Genomic DNA, 19,255 nt, shown 5'->3' with positions numbered 1-19,255 from the left:
TTGATATGAGTACGCGCCAAAGCTTCTGAAAGTTGCATAAAAAAATCCGATGACAAGGGGTCATCGGATTTTGATCCTTTCAGTGAGATCGTCAAGCGATCTGTCTTAACTGATCGGCATTACGCAACTGCGGGCTTTTTTAGTGCCAACTCGGCAACACTTTGTTAATATGTTCGCCTATTTATGGGAGCAGATGTGAAACTTTGTGAGGATGTGGCAATGATAATTAGAACAATCATAATGGCAATGTGTTGCAGTGTACCAATGGCTGCAATAGCCGCAGACGCGAATAAGACCTTAAGTGGCAGTGCTGAATTAGGTGGAACGTTAACAACGGGTAATACCGATACCTCCTCAATAAAAGGCGCGGTGAAGCTCGAGCACGAAATTGCCAATTGGCATAACACCTATGAAGCGAATGCGCTTTATAGCAAAGATACCGACGTAGTCACTGCGGAGCGTTATTTTGCCGGTGGTCAAGGTGACTATGCCCTCGATGATCGTAGCTATCTATTTATCAATGCTAACTACCTAAAAGATCCCTTCACCGGTTATGACTACACGATAACTTCTGCCGTCGGTTATGGTTATACCGTGTTTGAAAGTCAGCAGACGAAATTTGATGTGGAAATTGGTCCTGGTTATCTTTACCAGCGCTTAGATGAAGAGCAGTCTGCACTCTTAGGAAAAGATACTGAGCAAAGCTGGGTGGCTCATGGTGTGATTAATTTCGAGACCCAACTGAGTGAGAGTTCAACCTTTAGCCAACGTTTTATCGGGGATTATGGTGATAAGTTTGAAGGGCGTAGTGAAACGGCCATCACCGCCAATATCATCGGAGCACTTGCAATGAAGTTTGCGGTCGTGGTTCGCTATAATAGTGAGCCATTAGATGATAAAAAAAGCACCGATACTGAAACGAATATGACCTTACTGTATTCTTTTTAGTCAGCAAATAATCACTAATGATGATTCTTGGTGTTTAATTAAGGAAGCGGCAGCTTCCTTAATTTTTTAAACGCTTGATTAAGATATTTATAAGCATCATTTTACACTCACGGTTAGCCTAAATAACAACCGAACAACAATGGTGTAATAATTTTTATTTTAGCCATGGCAAAATTTTTGGGGTAATGATCACGAATTACACTTAATTGCACTTATGATTTTAATTTCAATTTGTATACTGACGGGCCGTAATTACTGAGATTGATCTTGTATGCAAATTGGCCGCTGTTGGATTGATGACACAAATCAGCAACTAGTCACCGATGACGGTCGAGTCTGGCAATTAAGTTTTGATGAATATCAAGTCATCAATTGCTTGATAGAAAATCGCGATAAAGTGGTATCGCGTCAGCACCTGTACCAATTGATAAATGACCCAAACCAACCGTTAGCCTTAATTGATATCATTCATCAATTTCAAAAGCATATCGGCACCTCACATGCGTCAATGCTAGAGGTTGTTGGCGATCAAGGCTATATGCTGCTCAGTAAGCCCACGACCCAATCTCGCTTGAATACCGCCCCATATCAAGTCATTCCGATCTTGGCTTATAGCATGGTCATGGTGGTTATTTGCCTGTTGCTTGTTTGGCTATTTCCTCGCATTGAAGAAATCGAGGTAAAATTTGATAACATCTTTCAGCAACAATTTACTACATCGAATGGTAAGCCAATCACCTTACAAGTCTTTCCTGTAGATAAAAATCAAATGGAGCGGGTGAAGAGCAATACGGATAATTTACAGACCCAATTACTTCAGTGTAAAAATGTGCCATGGCAAACCATTAGTTATGCCATATCCGGGGATTCATCAATGCTTCACTTAATTTTATATCGCGAATCGGGTAATCAACATGAATACCGCAATATCAAGCTATATAAAAATGAAGCAAATATATATTTTGTGACCCCATCATGGTTGGTCGAGATGGGGGTGTGTGATGAACAAATATAGCCACTGGCGCTCTGCTGTCATTATTTGTTTATTAGCAATTACCATAGTTGCTGGCGCAGTATTTGGCGGCATGAGTGTCTTAAATGAGCATACCAGCAGCGAAAAGTTCGCGTGTGTCGCTGACGTGTATAATACCAAGAGTGGGACGGCAGTTAAAAATCAGTTCAAATTACATATTGATATTGAAGAGCAAGACGTTCTATTTAAGTATATATATTCAACGGTGGACACTGTGGTTGGTGGTCTGCATTTAAAGGGGCGAGTGAAAAACATACAAGCCTCAACCATGACATACCACTTTGTTATTAATTCTGGCGCCATTGACTTAGATTTATCTATCGATAAGGTCCCCGCTGAGATTAAGCGAGTTATCGATCAAGGCCGCAAAGCGCTCGAAGTGACGGGTAACCATATTCCGTTGTCGATGGAAGTGTCACAGGTGTTTAATCTGGATAAAACCGTGATTATCAGGATCATGCCTGGCAATAGTATTTGGAGTTGTCAAAAAAATTAGCTAAGTGGCTGATTATTTCTAGGTTTAATCTTATTGAGTCGTATACTGTATAAGTGTCTGACTCAAGATTGGAGCTCGTTGATTGGCCGATATTCAAGTAAAACAGGAATCTTCCTATTCCATTAAATTGAGTCAAGTATTAGAGGCGGGTGCCGATCAGCGGATTGATCTATATTTCTCTTTACCACAAGATCTTGGCGTCAACCCTAAGTCCCTCAATGAAGAGGAGTATCATCATAGCGCCGTATTTGGCCGACGGTCTTACTACTCACAAGGATTGCACTTACCCTTGGTGCAAGGTCGATTTACTAGCTTTAAAAAACAAAGTCTTGAAGATTATCGTATTTATCTGAACTTGTTCGCTTATCAGTTTGCCGTGGCCATTGAAACCGATAGTAAAGAATTGGCGCGAGTGTCAGATGCGGAACAATTTTACCCCTCATTGCAAGAGCTGTTGACGCTGTTGGCTGCGATGCTTAAGAAGTTTCGTCGCAGTTCACCTGCCGATCCCAAATGGCAGTCCTATTTTGAAAATGCCGACAATTATCTCTCCTGGTTTTGCGAACAAGCGGTATTGAAGTCATTAAGCCATAGCCCACGCAGCAGTGAGTTTGCTGAGTGTAAGGACTTGGCTCTTGCTTTTTGTCGTGAAGAGGCGGCGTATCGAGAAGCAAATCGTTATAACTCGGCGCAAACCGTCAATGACCCTAACCGCATTTCCAATAAAATGTTGTTGTTAAGGCGTCTACTACAGCAAGGGGTGGTGTTAAAACAAGAACAACGCTCATTAGGTAAGGGCTTAAAAAAACTCACCACAGGCGTCGCCACGGCCATGGTGATGATGGTGGTGTATAGCATGGTGTTTCAGGCACAAGGCATGCTTAGCGGCTTAACCATGGCTTTGGTGGTGGTCTTGGCCATTATTTATGGTTTTCGTGAAATTTTTAAAGACGATATTCGTGATGCAATTTGGCGGCGGATCCAGCGTGGTCGCCCGCGTTGGAGTCGCATATTGCGTGATACTGTCAGCCAAACCGTGATTGCTAAACAGTGGGTCTGGTTAGAATTTGTGGGCAATAAAGACATTCCAGATGCGGTGAAAGAAATCCTGCAGCGCCGCCATCGTCAGAACAAGGTGGAGTCTGAGACCTTGCATTATGCGGTTCATGCCAAGGTCAATAAATCGGGATTCTTAGCCGGTTATCACCGCATTCAAGAGACCATTAACTTTAATCTAACTCCGTTTATACGGCATTTAGAGCGCAGTAAGATTAAGGTGTACCGCGAACAAGATGGCAATGTCAGTAGCGAGTCTGCCGAGCGGCGCTATCAAATCAATGTGGTGGTGGCGGTGCGACAGGCAAAAGCAGCGCCACGCTATGCGAGATACAAGGTCACTGTCAATCGCTCGGGGATCGTCGAGTTTATTGAAAGCACTATCCCAGACACGATTGCCTCTATCCATCAAAGTGATGAGGCGTCCGCGGTCTAACCTAAGCGTATCGGGCGAGTGTAGGCCTGACAAATTTGTTGCTCACCGGTTTGCCTTGCTCGGCGCAAGGCAACTTCAGTATGGCTGATTAAGGTCGGTAAACTGTCGCGACTGCTACCGGCGGCGATGCCAATACATAGGCCATCACCTAGGCCCAGATCATTGAGATAGCGCATCAGTTCGGCCGCATGTTCGTGGGCCTTTTCGGGTAGAGTATTTGGCATTAAGATCAAAAGTTTACCCAACTGCCAGCGTGCCATTTGAAAACCAGCGGGCATGTGTTTTAGTAAATGCATCTCTAAGGTTTGCTGATGCGCCTCCAGTTGATTGAGCCCGCTCATGTGGCTCAACATTCCCTCTGGGCTAATGTCCATCAACAATAAACTGGTGGTTTGCACGGCTGATTTGTCGAGGTTATCGAAGTAGCGCATCAAGTCATGCTGGTCGACAAAGATACAATTTCTCAGCTCATTTTCGGTTTGCGAACGCTGGGCTCTTTTGGTGTCAGCAGGTAACCAACAACTGGTGATTGCCACGATTTCGCCGGCAGCATCATTGTGACTCTTCAAGGTCACCCGCCAACCTTGGTCATTATTTTGTAACTGACTATTGAGCAGTTGGCCATTCCAGTGGCCGCTAGCGTTAAGTTGCTCTAATACACGCGCCCACAGCCCCGGCTGCTCGGTATTGAATTGCACCATTAAGTTAAATTCGTCCCGCGCTGGGGGCATATGCGCATAAAACTCAGGATTCGCCTCTAGCAGCTGACCATCGGTGGCAAACAAGGCGCAGGCTATGGTGCCATGATTGAGTAAGCTCAATTGGTGATTTTTTTCCTTGCTGATATAGAGTTCAGTGCGCTTGTTAAAGTCCAATAGCAACCAATAGTCACCTTTGCTTTCTAACTGAACTTTGCGAATATGGATAAATAAACAATCGCCTCCTTGGTCACGCAAGTCCAGCTCACCACTCCAGTAGTTATCTTGCTCAAGCGAGGTCGTTAATTTTTTATATTCAGTATCTTCCATTTGCAAGCTACGTTGCAAACTGCGGTCATTGAGATCATCAACCCCCAATTTTAACGCTGATGCCGCTTGGCGATTGGCGGTAATAATTCGGCCTTTATGATTACTAATGATCCAGCCTTGCTCATCATCGAATAAATTGGCGGTCAATCGCATGCCGAAGTGGCGAGCTCACTCGAGTAATTGGCGCAAATGGCTTAACCAAATGAGTCCGCTCAAGGCCAAGGCCAGTACCACAAAAATGGCAATAATAAGATAGCGCCACAGTGACAGTTGGTCATACACGAATTGGTTATCAATATAAGAAATCAAATAGCAATCCCGTTGCTGAGCGTTGGTTTCTAATTGAAAAGCCAAATACACCAAGGTGGCTGTATCGCCTTGGAATTGACCATAGCGCTCACGCTGCATCGATTGCCATAATGCGGGGTAGGTTTCATTTAAGTTAGTGCCTAATACATTAGGCATTCGAGCTAACCCAGAGGCATTGGTGGAGTTTGCCAGTAATTGGCCCTCTTGATTAATTAAGAGTAGCGGCGCCGCTTGTTCGCTGAAGCTGCGTTTGGCTTCGAGTAAGCTATTGTTGATGGCATGAAAGGTGACTAAATAGCCTAAAAAGCGGTTATCAGTGGCATAAATTTTAGTGGATTGATACAAGACTGGCGCGATTTTCCCCGCGGCCGAGCTAAATGTCACCGATGACATATAAACTTGATGCCGCTCAAGTTGTTCAAGCTTTTTGAGTAAATTACTGGATAACGTTTTAGCCCCTAAGTCGTTGCCTTCAGTGAGTAACTGTTGACCTATCGCGCTGTAGACAGCTATCCCTTGTAAATCGTTGATATTCTGCTGTAATGCGTGCCAATAGGACTGCAGGCGCCGCTGTTTTTCGGCGCTGGCCTGTTGTAATTGTTGCAGTAATAACTCATCACCGGCGAGACTTAAGGTTTGGAAACGTTGGAAGCTCAGTTGCTCTGAGAGGTCATTGGCGACGCTTTGTAATTCGCTATAGCGTTGGCTTGCGCGTTCTTGCAGCAGGTTTTGTTGGCCAATTTGGATAATGACACTAGCAATTAAGCCCAAACATAATAGCAAGACTATGACTTGGCTACTTAACCCTAACAGGCGTTGCTGTGACCAAATAATTCCTTGTTCAGGTAGCAATTTAGTCGGCAAATAGGTGGAGTTTGACTTGCGGGCCATTGTCATCGTTTGGTTAAAAGTTTGGCGTCATATTAACATGTAAACCAAGGGTGACGTAATCACTTAACCAACAATATCGAGATAACGATGCTTAAATTCACAACCACTGTGTTCGACTAACTGACGACATGCCGCCATATCGACGCCATCTAGCCCCTCAATGGCCGACACTTGCACCTTAGCGATATAGTGCGGGGCTAATTTAATAAAGGTTAACAGCGCCTGCCAGCTCCCTGCCAGTTTCGGTTGGCAATGCTGTTGGTATAAGCCTTCATCTTGCGCATTTAGCGAAATTGACAAGGCATCGACACAGGCTGCCAGTTCAGGCAGAACGTTGCGGCGATGAAAATGATTGGCTAAGCCATCGGTATTGAGTCTGACCCGTCCGCCGCGTTGTTTAATGGTATGGGCGACCTCCAGTAAGGTGCTTAGGTTGAGGGTAGGTTCACCAAAACCGCAAAAGACGTATTCGTCATATTCAGACACTTGACCTAGTTGAGCGATGATTTCGGCAGCTTTCGGTTGTTTATCTAGGGCCAATTGATATTGGCGCACTTGTTGGCTACCTTGCTGTTTGGGACAAAATTGACAGCGCAAGGTACAACGACCGGTAATGTTCAAGTAACGGCTATTGCGGATGTCATAAACAAGAGTGGCTAGCATGGGTCATATTACAAGTGATTTTGTAGAGCTATTGTAACGTTTGCGGTGGTTATTGCTGCGGCTTAGATCAAGAAAATGGGCAGCGAGGCTGCCCATGTAACATAATTAATGCGGAATTAACCTTGCGCTTGATTGTCGTTGGCTTGGGTCAGTGCTTGTTGTTCTCGGTACGCGGCAGGCCGCCACCACCAGGTCAACATGCGTTTGAGATCATCCAATACCACATAGAGCACCGGCACTAAGATCAAGGTCACTAAGGTCGAGAATAAGATACCAAAGGCTAACGAGGTCGCCATGGGGATCACTATCTGTGCTTGTAAGCTTTTTTCCAAAATAATCGGGACTAAGCCGACAAAGGTGGTCAACGAGGTCAAGATGATGGCTCGGAAACGGTAGCAACCTGAATTGATGGCTGACTCTTGTAAACTAAAGCCTTGCTGACGTGCACGGTTAACAAAGTCCACCAGAATTAAGGAATCATTCACCACCACTCCAGACAAGGCAATAATGCCACACAAGCTCAGAACGCTCATGGATAAGTCTAAGACAAAGTGACCAAATAATGCGCCGATAATACCAAATGGGATCACCGACATAATGATCAGTGGTTGGCTATAAGACTTGAGCGGAATCGCCATCAAGGCATAAATGGTAAACAGCGCAAAGAAGAAGCCCTGCAACAGGCTAAACATGGCATTTTGCTCTTCTAAGCTTTCACCATCAAGGCTGGTACTGATGGCTGGGAACTCTTGGGTTAATTGCGGCAAATACTCTTCTTGGATTTCTTTGACCACCTTGTTGGGTTCAACCTTGGTCTTATCGGCATTCGCGACCACAGTGATCGCACGGCGGCCATCGACCCGATTAATGGACGAGTAAGACTCACCCAATTCAATCTTAGCGACACTGGAGAAAGGCACTGCCTGTCCTGCTGGCGTGCGGATCATCATGTTCTCTAAGTAACCTAGGGTGCTTCGCTCCTCTTTGGGGTAGCGCACCATCACCTTGATTTCTTCTTTATTGCGCAAAATACGTTGGGCTTCAAATCCATAAAAGCCATAACGTACTTGTTTGGCTAAATCGGCTAAGGTTAAGCCGAGTGCTTCTGCGCTGGGCAGAATACTTAAACGCACTTCTTGGCTGCCTGACGAGAAATCATCGGCAATGTCGTAGACGCCTTCATAGTTTGCCAACTTCGCTTTGAGCGCATCGGCGGCTAGGGCTAATTGACCAAGATCATTAGATTGCAGTCTAAAGGCAATCGCGCCACCAGTGTCATTGGTGCTGGCAGCAATGTTGAGCTTTTTCACCGCTGGCAATTGTGGCAGTTCAGCGCGCCAAGCGGCCGCAATCGTGACGCCATCGACATCGCGATCTTCAGCCTTGGTTAATTCGGCAAATATGACGGCTGAGGTGCGCGAGCTCATATTGATAAAGGTGTGCTTGAGGACGGGATAACCGTATTCTTGCTCCATGCTATCGTTCATAGCAAACAGCGCAGTTTCAATATCTTGCACCACATTTAAGGTATTTTGTTCGGAACTGCCATTATCCATTTGCAAATTAACTTGGATGAAATCTGAGGGCAGATCGGGGAAAAACACCCAACGCACTTTGCCGCTGGCCACTAAGGCGATAGATAAGATTAACACCCCAGTAAAGGTGGCTAACACATTGTATCTATGCTTAATACAGCGACCGAGGAACGCCCGATATTGGTGGTGAATGAAATATTGCACCTTGTCATTAAAACGCACTTTTAATTGCGAGAGGCGATTCGTGGGGGCTTTTTTGGGTTTGACCCGCATATGGGCTAAATGCGCCGGCAGGATGAGTTTGGATTCCACCAATGAAAACAGCAGACACAAAATGACCACCATGCCGATGGACTTCCAAATTACGCCCATGGGGCCAGACACCATCAACATTGGCATAAAGGCAGCCACGGTGGTGAGTACCCCAAAGGTGGCTGGCATCGCGACCTTCTGCGCACCGGCGATGACATTATTAATACTGTGACCTTTTGCTTCGATTTCCGAGTAGGCGCTTTCTCCTATGACGATAGCATCGTCGACCACTATCCCAAGGACGAGAATAAAGGCGAACAAGGTCAATAAGTTAATCGATAGTGAAAACGGCTCGAGTGGCATAAAGAGTAAGGTGCCAAGGAAACAGACCGGCAATCCCATCATCACCCAAAATGCCAATTTTAAGTCTAAAAAGATGGCCAGGATTAAGAACACCAATAAGGCTCCGTAAAACATATTGGATAGCATCATATTGAGACGGCCCTTGAGGTAATGCGTTAAATCCCCCCAAGTATCGAGCTTAATGTGTGCGGGTAACGTGGCGCTTTTGTCGGCGACGTATTGCTTGACCTGATTGGCGATGTCGATGGCGTTTTGGTCATCAATGCTGCTGACCTCAATAATCGCTGCGGGCTTACCATTAAAGCGGGTGTAATCGAGACGTTCCTCAAAATCATCCTTAATGGTCGCCACTTGGGGGAGCATAATGCGACTACCATCGTTCTGGGTGCTGACCACAATATTGGCAAAATCATCCCCAGTGTACGCTTGGCCCTTAGTGCGCAATAAAATATCGCCGTTTTCGGCACGAATACTGCCGCCGGGTAAATCGATGGACGAAGATTGCACCGCATTGGCAACTTGGGCAAAGCTTAGGCCGTATTCTCGTAATTTGTTTTCCGAGAGCTCAATGGCTATTTCATAGTCACGTACCCCACCGACACTGGCACGAGTGACCGCCGGCAAGGCGATAATGTCATCGCGCATCACCTTGGCCATTTCCTTCATTTCTTTATCGGTCATGTCACCGTAAACCGACACCCAAATGACATTATTTTCGGGTTTTATCTGAAAGATGTCGGGTTTTTCAATATTGACCGGAAAGGTTGAAATCGCATCGATACGTAATTTGACCTCATCGAGTACGTCTTGGGTTTCATAACCATCTTCCACCTCTATAGTGACAGAGCCTACGCCATCGCTGGCCACGGATGTGACCTTTTTAATGCCAGTGACATCGTCAATGGCTTCTTCAATTTTGATGGTAATGCCTTCTTCGATCTCCTGCGGTGCGGCGCCGGGATAGGCCACCGAAATACGTAAGTAATTAAGATCAAAACTTGGAAAAATCTCTTTATTAATCAGTACAGAACTAAAGAGACCGCCAATAAGCAGTACCACCATTAATAGATTGGCGGCAACGCTGTTATTGGCAAACCAGGCAATAATGCCCGTGGGTTGTTGTTCAGTTTGCATGGGAGTCATCCTTAATGTTCAACGGCTACCGCAATGCTCGATGGATTTGTTGTTGGCTGTTTAGATCCTTTCTCGGCATCCTCGGCAACCGTCACCAATAACCCATCATTCATGTCGTTAAGCAGGGTCATACTGACCCGTTCACCTGCACGCAAACTGTCTTTAATATAAATGCTATCGAGATCTTGGCGTACCACATTGACGTCTCGCATCTCGATAGTGTTATCGTCATTGACTAAGGCGATGGTCTGATTTTTTAATAAGTGACGCGGCAACTTGACGATACCAGTCACTTGGCGACCAGTAATGCTTGCATTGACAAAGGTGCCAAATTTTAGCGGTACCCCTTGTGGGTTGTCGTGACCACGTTGGTAAGGATCCGCGACTTCGGCCACTAAATACACCATGCGGTTTTCAGGATCGATAATGCCTTCACTGCGCACGATTTGCCCATTCCAAACAACGGCTTGGCCAGCGAGGTTGGCACGGAGCGCCACTTGGGTATCTGGAGAATCCATTGAGGCTAAATAGGCTAACTCTTCATTGGCAAGGGGCAGTCTAATTTCGGCCACAGAGGTGTCATAGAGTTCACCTAACATATTGCCCAAGGTGACATATTGTCCTAAATCTACTTGGCGACTACGCACTAGGCCGTCAAACGGCGCTCGAATGGTGGTGCGCTCAAGGTTACGCTCAGCACGCTTTAATGCGGCTTGGGCCGATTTGACATTCGCTTGTTCTTTTTTCAACTGCGGAATACGTAAACCCAGCTCTGGCGGTAAGCCATTATCAAAGTCTTTAAATTCGATTTTGGCGACTTGACCACGGGCAATTTCCTCATTCAAGGCGGCTTGCGCTTGGGCTAAACTGGCCTGAGCTTGCATTAAGTCGGCCTCATAATCAGAAGGCTCGATCACCGCTAAGGCTTGGCCTTTAGTGACCACACCCCCTGCAACAAACTCATCGGCAATCGATAAGATGCGTCCCTGAACTTCGCTGACTAATTGAGTTTTATTTTTAGGTGCTGCCACGCCATAAGAACTGAGATCTAAGGTGTAGCTTTGAGGAACCACCGCCATCACATTGACCACCGGAGGCTTAGATTCTTCACTTTTTTTCTCAGGTTCTTGTTTGGTCGCCATTAGCGCAGAGGCGCCGAGGATGGCCACGATTATGATAATAATAGGACTTAATCGTCTCAGTATGAGTGTAAATGTAGACATTTGAATTCTATCCATGCGTTCGCGTTATGCCTAAACTACCAGAGTCAAACTAGGCGGAGAAATTGTTTTTGTAACTAAAATGTTTCTAAAGGTGAATTTAGCGATGTTTGCCGCTTATCCGTTCGACAAAAAAAGCCGCAAGGCGGCTTTTTTAGGGGCGGTCACCGCGGTGACGTATTTATTGTTTCTTCGCTTTTTTCAGCTTCTTTTTCGCAGCCAGTTTAGCTTTTTCTTTGGGCTTCTTCTTGGTCGGCACCTTGGCTTCTTTATGCTTAGGGCGCAGGCCTTCAATAAAGCGACGTTTCAGGGCCATTTCGATATAACGCTCAATCTTAGATAAGACCCGCATATCGTGGGCTTCGACCAAGGAAATCGCGGTGCCCTTATTGCCAGCACGACCGGTACGACCAATACGGTGTACATAGGCGTCAGCGGTGCGCGGCATATCGAAGTTAATCACATGGCTGACATTATCGATATCAATCCCACGGGCGGCCACATCGGTAGCTAACAACACGTTGACTTCACCTTTGGTAAAGCGGCTTAAGGCTTGGAAGCGGCGCTTTTGCTCCATGTCACCACGCATAAAGGCACAGGGAATCCCTTCATGGGTCAACATACCTTCTAACGATTGTACTATGTCACGGGTTTTACAAAACACGATGACACTGGTGGCATCTTCTTGGCGTAGCAAATGACATAACAGGGCAAATTTATGCTCTTTGTTATCGGCTAAATGAACCCATTGGTGGATTTTAGCCTTTTCACTGCGCGGCGGGATCGTGGTGATAGAGACAGGATCGTTCAGCAGTTCGCGGGCAAAGGTATTGACGCCAAAGCCTTCTAATGTGGCTGAGAAAAGCATGGTCTGTTTACGACCTTGGGCTTCCATCGCGATGGATTTCACCGTTGAACTAAAGCCCATATCGAGCATACGGTCAGCTTCGTCAATCACAAGGATTTCAACTTCTTCAGCGGTAAAGCGACGCTTGTCTAAGTATTCGAGTAAGCGCCCAGGCGTCGCCACCAAAATATCGAGGTTATTGGCCAGCAGTTCTTCCTGTGGGCCATATGGCAGACCGCCTGTAATAATGCCAATCTTTAAATCTAAATCTGTGGCTAAGTGACAAGCATAGCGGTGAATTTGGCTCGCTAATTCGCGGGTAGGAGTCAAAATCAATACGCGCGCCTGACCTTGACGGCGGCGAGGAAAGTCGATGAGGTGCTGCAATGCCGGCAATAGAAAACTGGCAGTTTTACCTGTGCCTGTTGGCGCTCTTGCCAAAATGTCGCGCTGTTCAAGCGCCATAGGTAACACTTCCTGCTGGATCGTGGTTGGGGTCAAATGGCCCATCGCCTTAAGGGAATCAAGCAGGTCAGTATCTAAATCAAAGTTTTCAAATTGCATGCGCAGCGTCTCAAAAAATATACGGGGCGCATTATAATGGGCGCCGAGAAAGAAAGCTATGGGTCGAGCTTGGTCGCAGAGTGTAACATCTTGTGGCCAAGAACAGGGTATTTATTATAGGTAAAAATCGCCTGTCAGCGCCCGCATCGCAGGGGTGTAGGCATTATTTTGGTCGCGTACTAACAGCGGCGGTAGCTCACGGCAATCGCCTGTGGCAAAAGCGAGCTGCAACAAATAGCGATTAGCCTGTTTGGTTGCGACACTTTGCACCGGCTGCAGGCAGGCTAAGTTCAGTGGCGATTCAGACAATGCACTCATAAAGCGAGTGTGGCTCGCTTGCGGCAAAATAATACTCGCGCCGGCGTCTGGTTTGAGTAGGGCGGCCATGGCGGTCAATAACTCACTAAAACTAAGGCTATCAGTGTGGCGAGCTTGCGAGCGCCCTTGTTTTAAAGATTGCGGCCCATTATCAAAGTAAGGCGGGTTACAAATAATATAATCCATGGCGGCTTGCCATTGCGGCAGGCACGCCAACTGACGTATATCTTGCTCTATTACCTGCACCCGATCAGGCCACGGACTGCGCTCGACATTCTGGCGACAAACCTTGCTGGCTTGAGCGTCTATTTCAACCGCAATGACTTGCCCGGAACTGCGTTGGGCGGCCATTAAACTTAATAGGCCACTGCCCGCACCGATATCCATGATGGTATTGGCACAGGTCAGCGCCGCCCAGGCGCCGAGTATGACACCATCGGTGCTGACGGGCATTCCGCAATCAGTATCATCAATATGAAATTGTCTAAAACTAAACGACATAACGACAAGGGGCTTAGTGGTGTGAAAAGCGCATTAGTGTAGCAGAATCTGCAGTGACTGTATTGGTCAGACCACATCGAATAGCTGTGAGCAGTATGTTGTTTTTTAGTTGTTACTTATCTTGTCCTCGGTAGTTTTATAACGTCAAACCTACAATTTACCGGGGTTATGTGCGTTTTTGTGTTCAAACTTGGTAAAAAGCTTGTTTTACTCGAGTTGCTCTGGTAAAGATTAACCTTGTAAGGTAGTTGATAAGCAGTTTTCTGCTGTTTTTTTGGCTATTAAAGCAACTCATTGTGTAGAGTTTGCTAGTTTTGATGGTGTTTTAAGCAAATACCGAGTAATAAGTGGATTGATGTCTGTAAACACATGTTTACACGTGCAAATATGGGATGCCTCCCTAAGGGTACAAGGCTAAGTAATCAATTGGTTTTATAGAAATAATATAACAACAAGATGAGGCATTCTGTGAAGAATACGCAAATGACATTAACGGATACTCTAGGTTTAGGTTTTATGACCTTTGCCTTTTTCTTAGGCGCGGGAAATCTAATTTTTCCTCCGTTTGCTGGGCTGTTAGCCGGTGAGCATATGTTCACTGCCATGCTCGGTTTTTTGATTACTGCCGTGGGTTTACCTTTGATAGCGCTGATTGCGGTGGCGAAAGCCAATGGTAAGATCATGGCCATGTTGCCAGTGTTTGCTGCGACCGCTTTGGCTATCGCTATTTACATCATTATTGGACCTGCCTTCGCTATTCCCCGTACTGGTTTAGTGGCTTTTGAAATTGGAGCGCGGCCGTTTATTAGTGATCCAGATACCATGATAACGGTGGCGGGCTTGGTACTCAATCAAGCGCAATTGGCCTATACCGCAGGCTTCTTTGCCATCACCATGTTGCTGGCCTTATTTCCCGGTAAATTGCTCGACAGTGTCGGTAAAGTGCTAACCCCCATATTGTTATTTCTGTTGGTCGGTTTAGCCATGTCGGTGATGATGGTTAATGGCGCGGCTCCAGGTGTGCCGCAAGGCGAATATGCCAATGCGCCGTTGGTCAAAGGTGTACTCGAAGGTTATAACACCATGGACGCCTTGGCATCATTGATTTTTGGGATGTTGATTATTGATATCTTACGCAAAAAAGGGGTGACTGACTCTGCCAGTCAAACCGTGTATTTAATCCGAGCTGCGCTGATTGCTGCGGCGGGGTTAGCCTTTGTGTACGTGGCTTTATTCTTCTTAGGGGTGAGTGCCGGAGATATCGCCCAAGGTGCTCAAAATGGCGGCCAAATCTTAACCCTGTATGTGACTCATCACTTTGGTCAAATGGGGGTTATCTTACTGGCGTTAGTGGTGACATTAGCCTGTTTAACGACGGCGGTCGGCTTAGTCAGTGCGTGTGCCGAGTACTTTAACGAACTATTACCTCAATTGTCTTATCGCTTATTGGTGGTGGTATTTAGTGTGATTTGTGCCTTGGTCGCTAACGTGGGACTGACCAGTCTGATCAGCATTAGTATTCCGGTATTAATGAGTATTTATCCGGTGGCCATGGCGCTGGTATTGGTGACATTTTTAACACAATATTTTGCCAATCCTCAGTTTGCTCACCGCTTAATTTTATCGATTGCGCTGTTGTTTGGTTTATTCGATGGCTTTAAAGCGGCCGGCATCGATACTAGCATGCTGAACTTCTTACCCCTGTATGACGTGGGGATGGCTTGGTTATTACCAACGTTGCTCGCGGTCGGTTATTGTTTGATCACCTCGGCCCGAGCCAAGACGAGCCAAGCATAATCCTCGTGGCGGTATGACCATAAAAGGGCGCGAATTTCGCGCCTTTTTGTTACACTGCAATCACATATTGGTCGTTAACTTAGCGCACTTGAATTCAGAACTTATCAAAAGCAGTCAAGCATCAATCGATGCTTTTGTGGAAGAAATGTGGGCTATTAAAGGCCTCAGTGATAATACGCTCAGCGCTTATCGCACCGATTTAACCCATTTGGCTCGGTATTTAGCAAGCATTGGCCTATGGTTAGAAAATGCCAGTCAAGCGGCATTATTAGACTTTATCGATTGGCGTACCCAGCAAGGCATCGCCAAAACCAGCAGTGCCCGTCAACTCTCTAGCATTCGTCGTTATTATCGTTATTTGGTCGCCCATCAAACCATCAATGAAGACCCCAGTGCCTTGCTCGATACACCTAAACTCGGTAAACATTTACCCTCGACGTTAACCGAGCAGGAAGTTGAGCGGTTATTGGCAGAGCCTCAATGTGATGATGCCATTGAGTGCCGTGATGCAGCCATGTTAGAACTGCTATATGCCACGGGGCTGCGGGTCAGTGAACTGGTCAGCTTAACCTTAAGTATGCTAAGCCTGCGCCAAGGCCTAGTGAGAGTTACCGGTAAGGGCAACAAGGACAGGTTGGTCCCTTTAGGTGAGATGGCCCATCAAGCGATTGAACGCTACTTACAACAGGCGCGAGCCGAGTTACTCAAAGGCCAAAGCAGCGAAGTGTTGTTTCCCTCTCGGCGCGGACAAATGATGACGCGCCAAACGTTCTGGCATAGGATCAAGCACTATGCGTTACGAGCAAATATTTCGTCAGAGTTATCGCCTCATACGTTGCGACATGCGTTTGCCACACATTTACTTAATCATGGTGCCGATTTGCGGGTGGTCCAGTTGTTGTTAGGACACTCCTCCTTATCTACCACCCAAATCTACACCCATGTGGCGCAGTTAAGATTAGCTAAACTTCACAGTGAACATCACCCAAGAGGATGAGAGCTAGCTAACAGACTGGGGACTCGCTAAAGTAACTGATTGATTTAAATTCATCTGGCGTGTAACTTTTGCCACAGTTTAGCGGTCAATGATAGTAGAGTTGGGCGGTATAGTGCCGTGACCTTCAGACCCCGATACCCACAAGGAATGATTATGAAGTCGACCAAAGCCATTTGTCTGTTGTTGGCCTTAGGCCTGGCCCCCTTTGCCAATGCCGCCGATTTGACCGACGCACAGATGCAAAAAATCAAAACTAAGCTGAATGACAGCTTGAGTATTGATGTGGCAAGCATGCAAGAGTCTCCACTGCCAGGTTTAGTGCAAGCCATTACGGATCGCGGCGTGGTGTATATCACCGAAGATGGCACCAAGCTGTTTCATGGCAATATTTATGATCTGGATAAAGGCATGAAAAACCTGACGGAAGCGGCATTAGCTGGCCCTCGTCTGGAGATGCTTGAACAGTTTGCCGATCAAATGTTGGTGTTTCCTGCCAAAAATGAGCAGCATGTGATCACTGTCTTTACCGATATTAGCTGTGGTTATTGCCGCAAGCTCCACACTGAAATGCAAGATTATAATGATGCGGGCATAACTGTGCGTTATCTCGCGTTCCCGCGTCAGGGTGTGCCATCGAAAAATGCCGATGACATGCGATCCATCTGGTGTGCTACCGACCCTAATAAGGCGATGGATAGTGCGCAAAATGGTCAATCAGTTGCCTTAGCAAAGTGTGATGCCGATATCGCCGGTCAGTATAAGATGGGCGCTAGCCTTGGCGTTACCGGTACCCCCGCGATTGTGTTGGCCGATGGCAGCATGATCCCAGGCTACCAACCTGCCAGCGATTTGAAGCGTATTTTAGAGGTTCGTGCGCAGTAATTTGCCGGGCAAACCCCAGTGATATGCTAAAAAAGGCGAGCTGAATGCTCGCCTTTTTGCTAAGGTGCCACATCAGATTTTTCGTTTAGGATGTGGTTTTGATTCGACACATAGTTCGCCGCCCTTGGGTAGATGATTCACATTTACCTGCCAGCTTGCCGCCATTATTGAAACAAATTTATGCCCGCCGCGGTGTCACTGCCGGCGAGGTTGAACTTTCCCTAAGCAATCTATTGCGGCCAGAGACTATGAAAGACATGGTCAAAGCGGCTGAGATAGTGGCCGATGCGGTAGAGCAAGCGCACAAGATCTTAATCATGGGGGATTTTGATGCTGATGGCGCGACATCGACCTCAGTGTGCATGTTAGCCTTGCGGATGATGGGGGTCACGACGGTGGATTACTTAATCCCTAACCGTTTTGATTTTGGCTATGGGCTGAGTCCGCAAATTGTGGCGGTGGCAGAAAGTCTGCAGGCGCAATGTTTACTCACGGTTGATAATGGTATTTCATCCATTGATGGTGTCGCTGCCGCCAAGGCGGCCGGTATGACCGTTGTGGTTACCGATCACCATTTAGCCGGGGCGCAATTACCCAAGGCCGATGCCATTGTTAATCCCAATCAAGGCGATTGCCCTTTTGCTAGTAAAGCCATTGCAGGGGTTGGGGTGGCCTTTTATTTAATGACGGCAGTTAGGGCTGAACTTCGCCGCCGTGATTGGTTTGCACGCCGTGGGATTGCCGAGCCTAATCTCGCCAGCTTGCTCGATATCGTCGCGCTTGGCACTGTCGCTGACGTCGTGAGCTTAGACACCAATAATCGGATCTTAGTCAACGCCGGCTTAAAGCGGGTTCGGGCTGGTCAATGTCGCCCCGGGATCACCGCGATATTAGACGTTGCTAAACGTAGCCCAGCCAGATTAGTTGCCGCGGACTTTGGTTTTGCGGTGGGGCCGCGGCTGAATGCCGCTGGCCGTTTAGATGAAATGGCCCTCGGAGTGGAAACCTTATTATGTGATGATATTCATCGCGCCAGACGGATGGCATCAGAGCTTGATGGGCTGAATGCTGAGCGCCGAGAGCTGGAAACTGGCATGCAACAAGAAGCGCTGAAGCATTTGAGTCAGTTGAGCCTAGATGCTGGCGACTTACCTTGGGGCATCGCCTTATTTCAGGCCGATTGGCACCAGGGGGTGATTGGGATCCTCGCCTCGCGCATTAAGGATAAATACCATCGTCCGGTCATCGTTTTTGCCCATGGCAGTGACGATGAAATTAAAGGCTCGGCGCGTTCGATAAAGGGCTTGCATATGCGCGATACCTTGGAGCTTATCAATAGCCGTCACCCCGGTATGATCATCAAGTTTGGTGGGCACGCGATGGCGGCGGGCTTAACCATAGCAGCCGCGCAATATCCAGCTTTTAGTGCGGCATTTGATCTGGCGGTGCGGGAACAATTGAGTGAGGCTGAGCTCACCGGTGAACTGCTAAGTGATGGTGAATTAAGTCTAAGTGATTTCAACTTAGATACCGCGCAAATGTTACGCCAAGCGGGTCCTTGGGGGCAGTCTTTTGAAGAGCCGCTATTTGATGGTCAATTTCGTTTGATCCAGCAGCGATTAGTGGGTGAAAAGCACCTGAAAATGATGCTGGAAACCGAGTGCGGTGCCTACATGGTCGATGCCATCGCTTTTAATGTTGATACTCAGCTCTGGCCGGATGCCAGCGTGAAGCACGTCAAGCTAGTGTATAAGTTAGATGTAAACGAATATCGCGGTAATCAAAGCTTACAACTGCTAGTCGAACAAATCGAAGCCTGCTAACTATGGCTTGTTTAAACTAAAAAACCCACCAAAACGGTAATGCCGTTCACTTAGTGTGAACGGCATTTTTCTTAGACTTAATGGGATACTTGTTTTTACTCATTTTTAACGCACGTGGATAGGCCCTATCCCGTTTCCCATCAAGCTTGAACTGTCTCGCAT

The 19,255-nt window shown here is 46.9% G+C and carries 15 protein-coding genes; 8 read left to right on the top strand and 7 right to left on the bottom strand.

Features of this window, described 5'->3' with window-relative positions; all coding sequences use genetic code 11:
• Positions 1 to 222 precede the first annotated feature (222 nt).
• The 4 genes from KU855_RS16610 to KU855_RS16595 all read left to right on the top strand — a co-directional run bounded on the left by KU855_RS16610 (position 223) and on the right by KU855_RS16595 (position 3,969).
• Positions 223 to 948 carry a YdiY family protein gene (locus KU855_RS16610; protein WP_371316385.1) on the top strand — a complete coding sequence of 242 codons (726 nt, stop codon included), beginning with the start codon at positions 223 to 225 and terminating at the stop codon, positions 946 to 948.
• A 271-nt stretch (positions 949 to 1,219) separates the two neighbouring features.
• On the top strand, positions 1,220 to 1,963 hold the full coding sequence (locus tag KU855_RS16605) for a hypothetical protein (RefSeq protein ID WP_218531723.1): 744 nt from the start codon (positions 1,220 to 1,222) through the stop codon (positions 1,961 to 1,963).
• Complete coding sequence (locus KU855_RS16600) at positions 1,950 to 2,477, top strand: hypothetical protein (protein WP_218531721.1); 528 nt, start codon at positions 1,950 to 1,952, stop codon at positions 2,475 to 2,477. Before KU855_RS16605 ends, KU855_RS16600 begins: the two co-directional genes overlap by 14 nt.
• A gap of 82 nt (positions 2,478 to 2,559) precedes the next feature.
• Complete coding sequence (locus KU855_RS16595) at positions 2,560 to 3,969, top strand: hypothetical protein (protein ID WP_218531719.1); 1,410 nt, start codon at positions 2,560 to 2,562, stop codon at positions 3,967 to 3,969.
• Here the strand turns inward: KU855_RS16595 and KU855_RS16590 are convergent.
• The 7 genes from KU855_RS16590 to KU855_RS16560 form a co-directional block, all read right to left on the bottom strand.
• Positions 3,966 to 5,150, bottom strand: a complete 1,185-nt coding sequence (locus KU855_RS16590; protein WP_218531716.1) for a PAS domain-containing protein — start codon at positions 5,148 to 5,150, stop codon at positions 3,966 to 3,968. The genes KU855_RS16595 and KU855_RS16590 overlap by 4 nt on opposite strands.
• A 15-nt stretch (positions 5,151 to 5,165) precedes the next feature.
• The gene (locus tag KU855_RS16585) at positions 5,166 to 6,197 is read right to left on the bottom strand and encodes a cache domain-containing protein (RefSeq protein ID WP_218531714.1); all 1,032 of its coding nucleotides are present in this window, start codon (positions 6,195 to 6,197) and stop codon (positions 5,166 to 5,168) included.
• 63 nt (positions 6,198 to 6,260) lie between these two features.
• On the bottom strand, positions 6,261 to 6,860 hold the full coding sequence (locus KU855_RS16580; protein WP_218531712.1) for a TatD family nuclease-associated radical SAM protein: 600 nt from the start codon (positions 6,858 to 6,860) through the stop codon (positions 6,261 to 6,263).
• A 116-nt stretch (positions 6,861 to 6,976) separates the two neighbouring features.
• Positions 6,977 to 10,144 (bottom strand): efflux RND transporter permease subunit, encoded by a 3,168-nt coding sequence (locus KU855_RS16575; protein ID WP_218531710.1) that lies wholly within the window; start codon positions 10,142 to 10,144, stop codon positions 6,977 to 6,979.
• Positions 10,145 to 10,155: 11 nt separating this feature from the next.
• The gene (locus KU855_RS16570; RefSeq protein WP_256261093.1) at positions 10,156 to 11,367 is read right to left on the bottom strand and encodes an efflux RND transporter periplasmic adaptor subunit; all 1,212 of its coding nucleotides are present in this window, start codon (positions 11,365 to 11,367) and stop codon (positions 10,156 to 10,158) included.
• Positions 11,368 to 11,545: 178 nt separating this feature from the next.
• Positions 11,546 to 12,775, bottom strand: a complete 1,230-nt coding sequence (srmB, locus tag KU855_RS16565) for an ATP-dependent RNA helicase SrmB (protein WP_218531708.1) — start codon at positions 12,773 to 12,775, stop codon at positions 11,546 to 11,548.
• A 114-nt stretch (positions 12,776 to 12,889) separates the two neighbouring features.
• Complete coding sequence (locus KU855_RS16560) at positions 12,890 to 13,594, bottom strand: methyltransferase (protein WP_218531707.1); 705 nt, start codon at positions 13,592 to 13,594, stop codon at positions 12,890 to 12,892.
• A 456-nt stretch (positions 13,595 to 14,050) separates the two neighbouring features.
• Here KU855_RS16560 and brnQ point away from each other — a divergent pair, with 456 nt between their 5' ends.
• The 4 genes from brnQ (at position 14,051) to recJ (ending at position 19,093) form a co-directional block, all read left to right on the top strand.
• Entirely contained in the window at positions 14,051 to 15,391 is a 1,341-nt protein-coding gene (brnQ, locus tag KU855_RS16555) for a branched-chain amino acid transport system II carrier protein (RefSeq protein ID WP_218531705.1), read from the top strand.
• Between the two features lie 145 nt (positions 15,392 to 15,536).
• Complete coding sequence (gene xerD / locus KU855_RS16550) at positions 15,537 to 16,388, top strand: site-specific tyrosine recombinase XerD (RefSeq protein WP_371316384.1); 852 nt, start codon at positions 15,537 to 15,539, stop codon at positions 16,386 to 16,388.
• Between the two features lie 153 nt (positions 16,389 to 16,541).
• Positions 16,542 to 17,270 carry a bifunctional protein-disulfide isomerase/oxidoreductase DsbC gene (gene dsbC, locus KU855_RS16545; RefSeq protein WP_218531701.1) on the top strand — a complete coding sequence of 243 codons (729 nt, stop codon included), beginning with the start codon at positions 16,542 to 16,544 and terminating at the stop codon, positions 17,268 to 17,270.
• A 98-nt stretch (positions 17,271 to 17,368) separates the two neighbouring features.
• Positions 17,369 to 19,093 (top strand): single-stranded-DNA-specific exonuclease RecJ, encoded by a 1,725-nt coding sequence (gene recJ / locus KU855_RS16540; RefSeq protein WP_218531698.1) that lies wholly within the window; start codon positions 17,369 to 17,371, stop codon positions 19,091 to 19,093.
• Positions 19,094 to 19,255 lie beyond the last annotated feature (162 nt).

It is taken from the genome of Shewanella sp. NIFS-20-20 (assembly GCF_019209865.1).
Taxonomy (GTDB): domain Bacteria; phylum Pseudomonadota; class Gammaproteobacteria; order Enterobacterales; family Shewanellaceae; genus Shewanella.
Note: the sequence above shows the minus strand (reverse complement) of the source record. Positions and strands in the feature narration are given on the sequence as shown.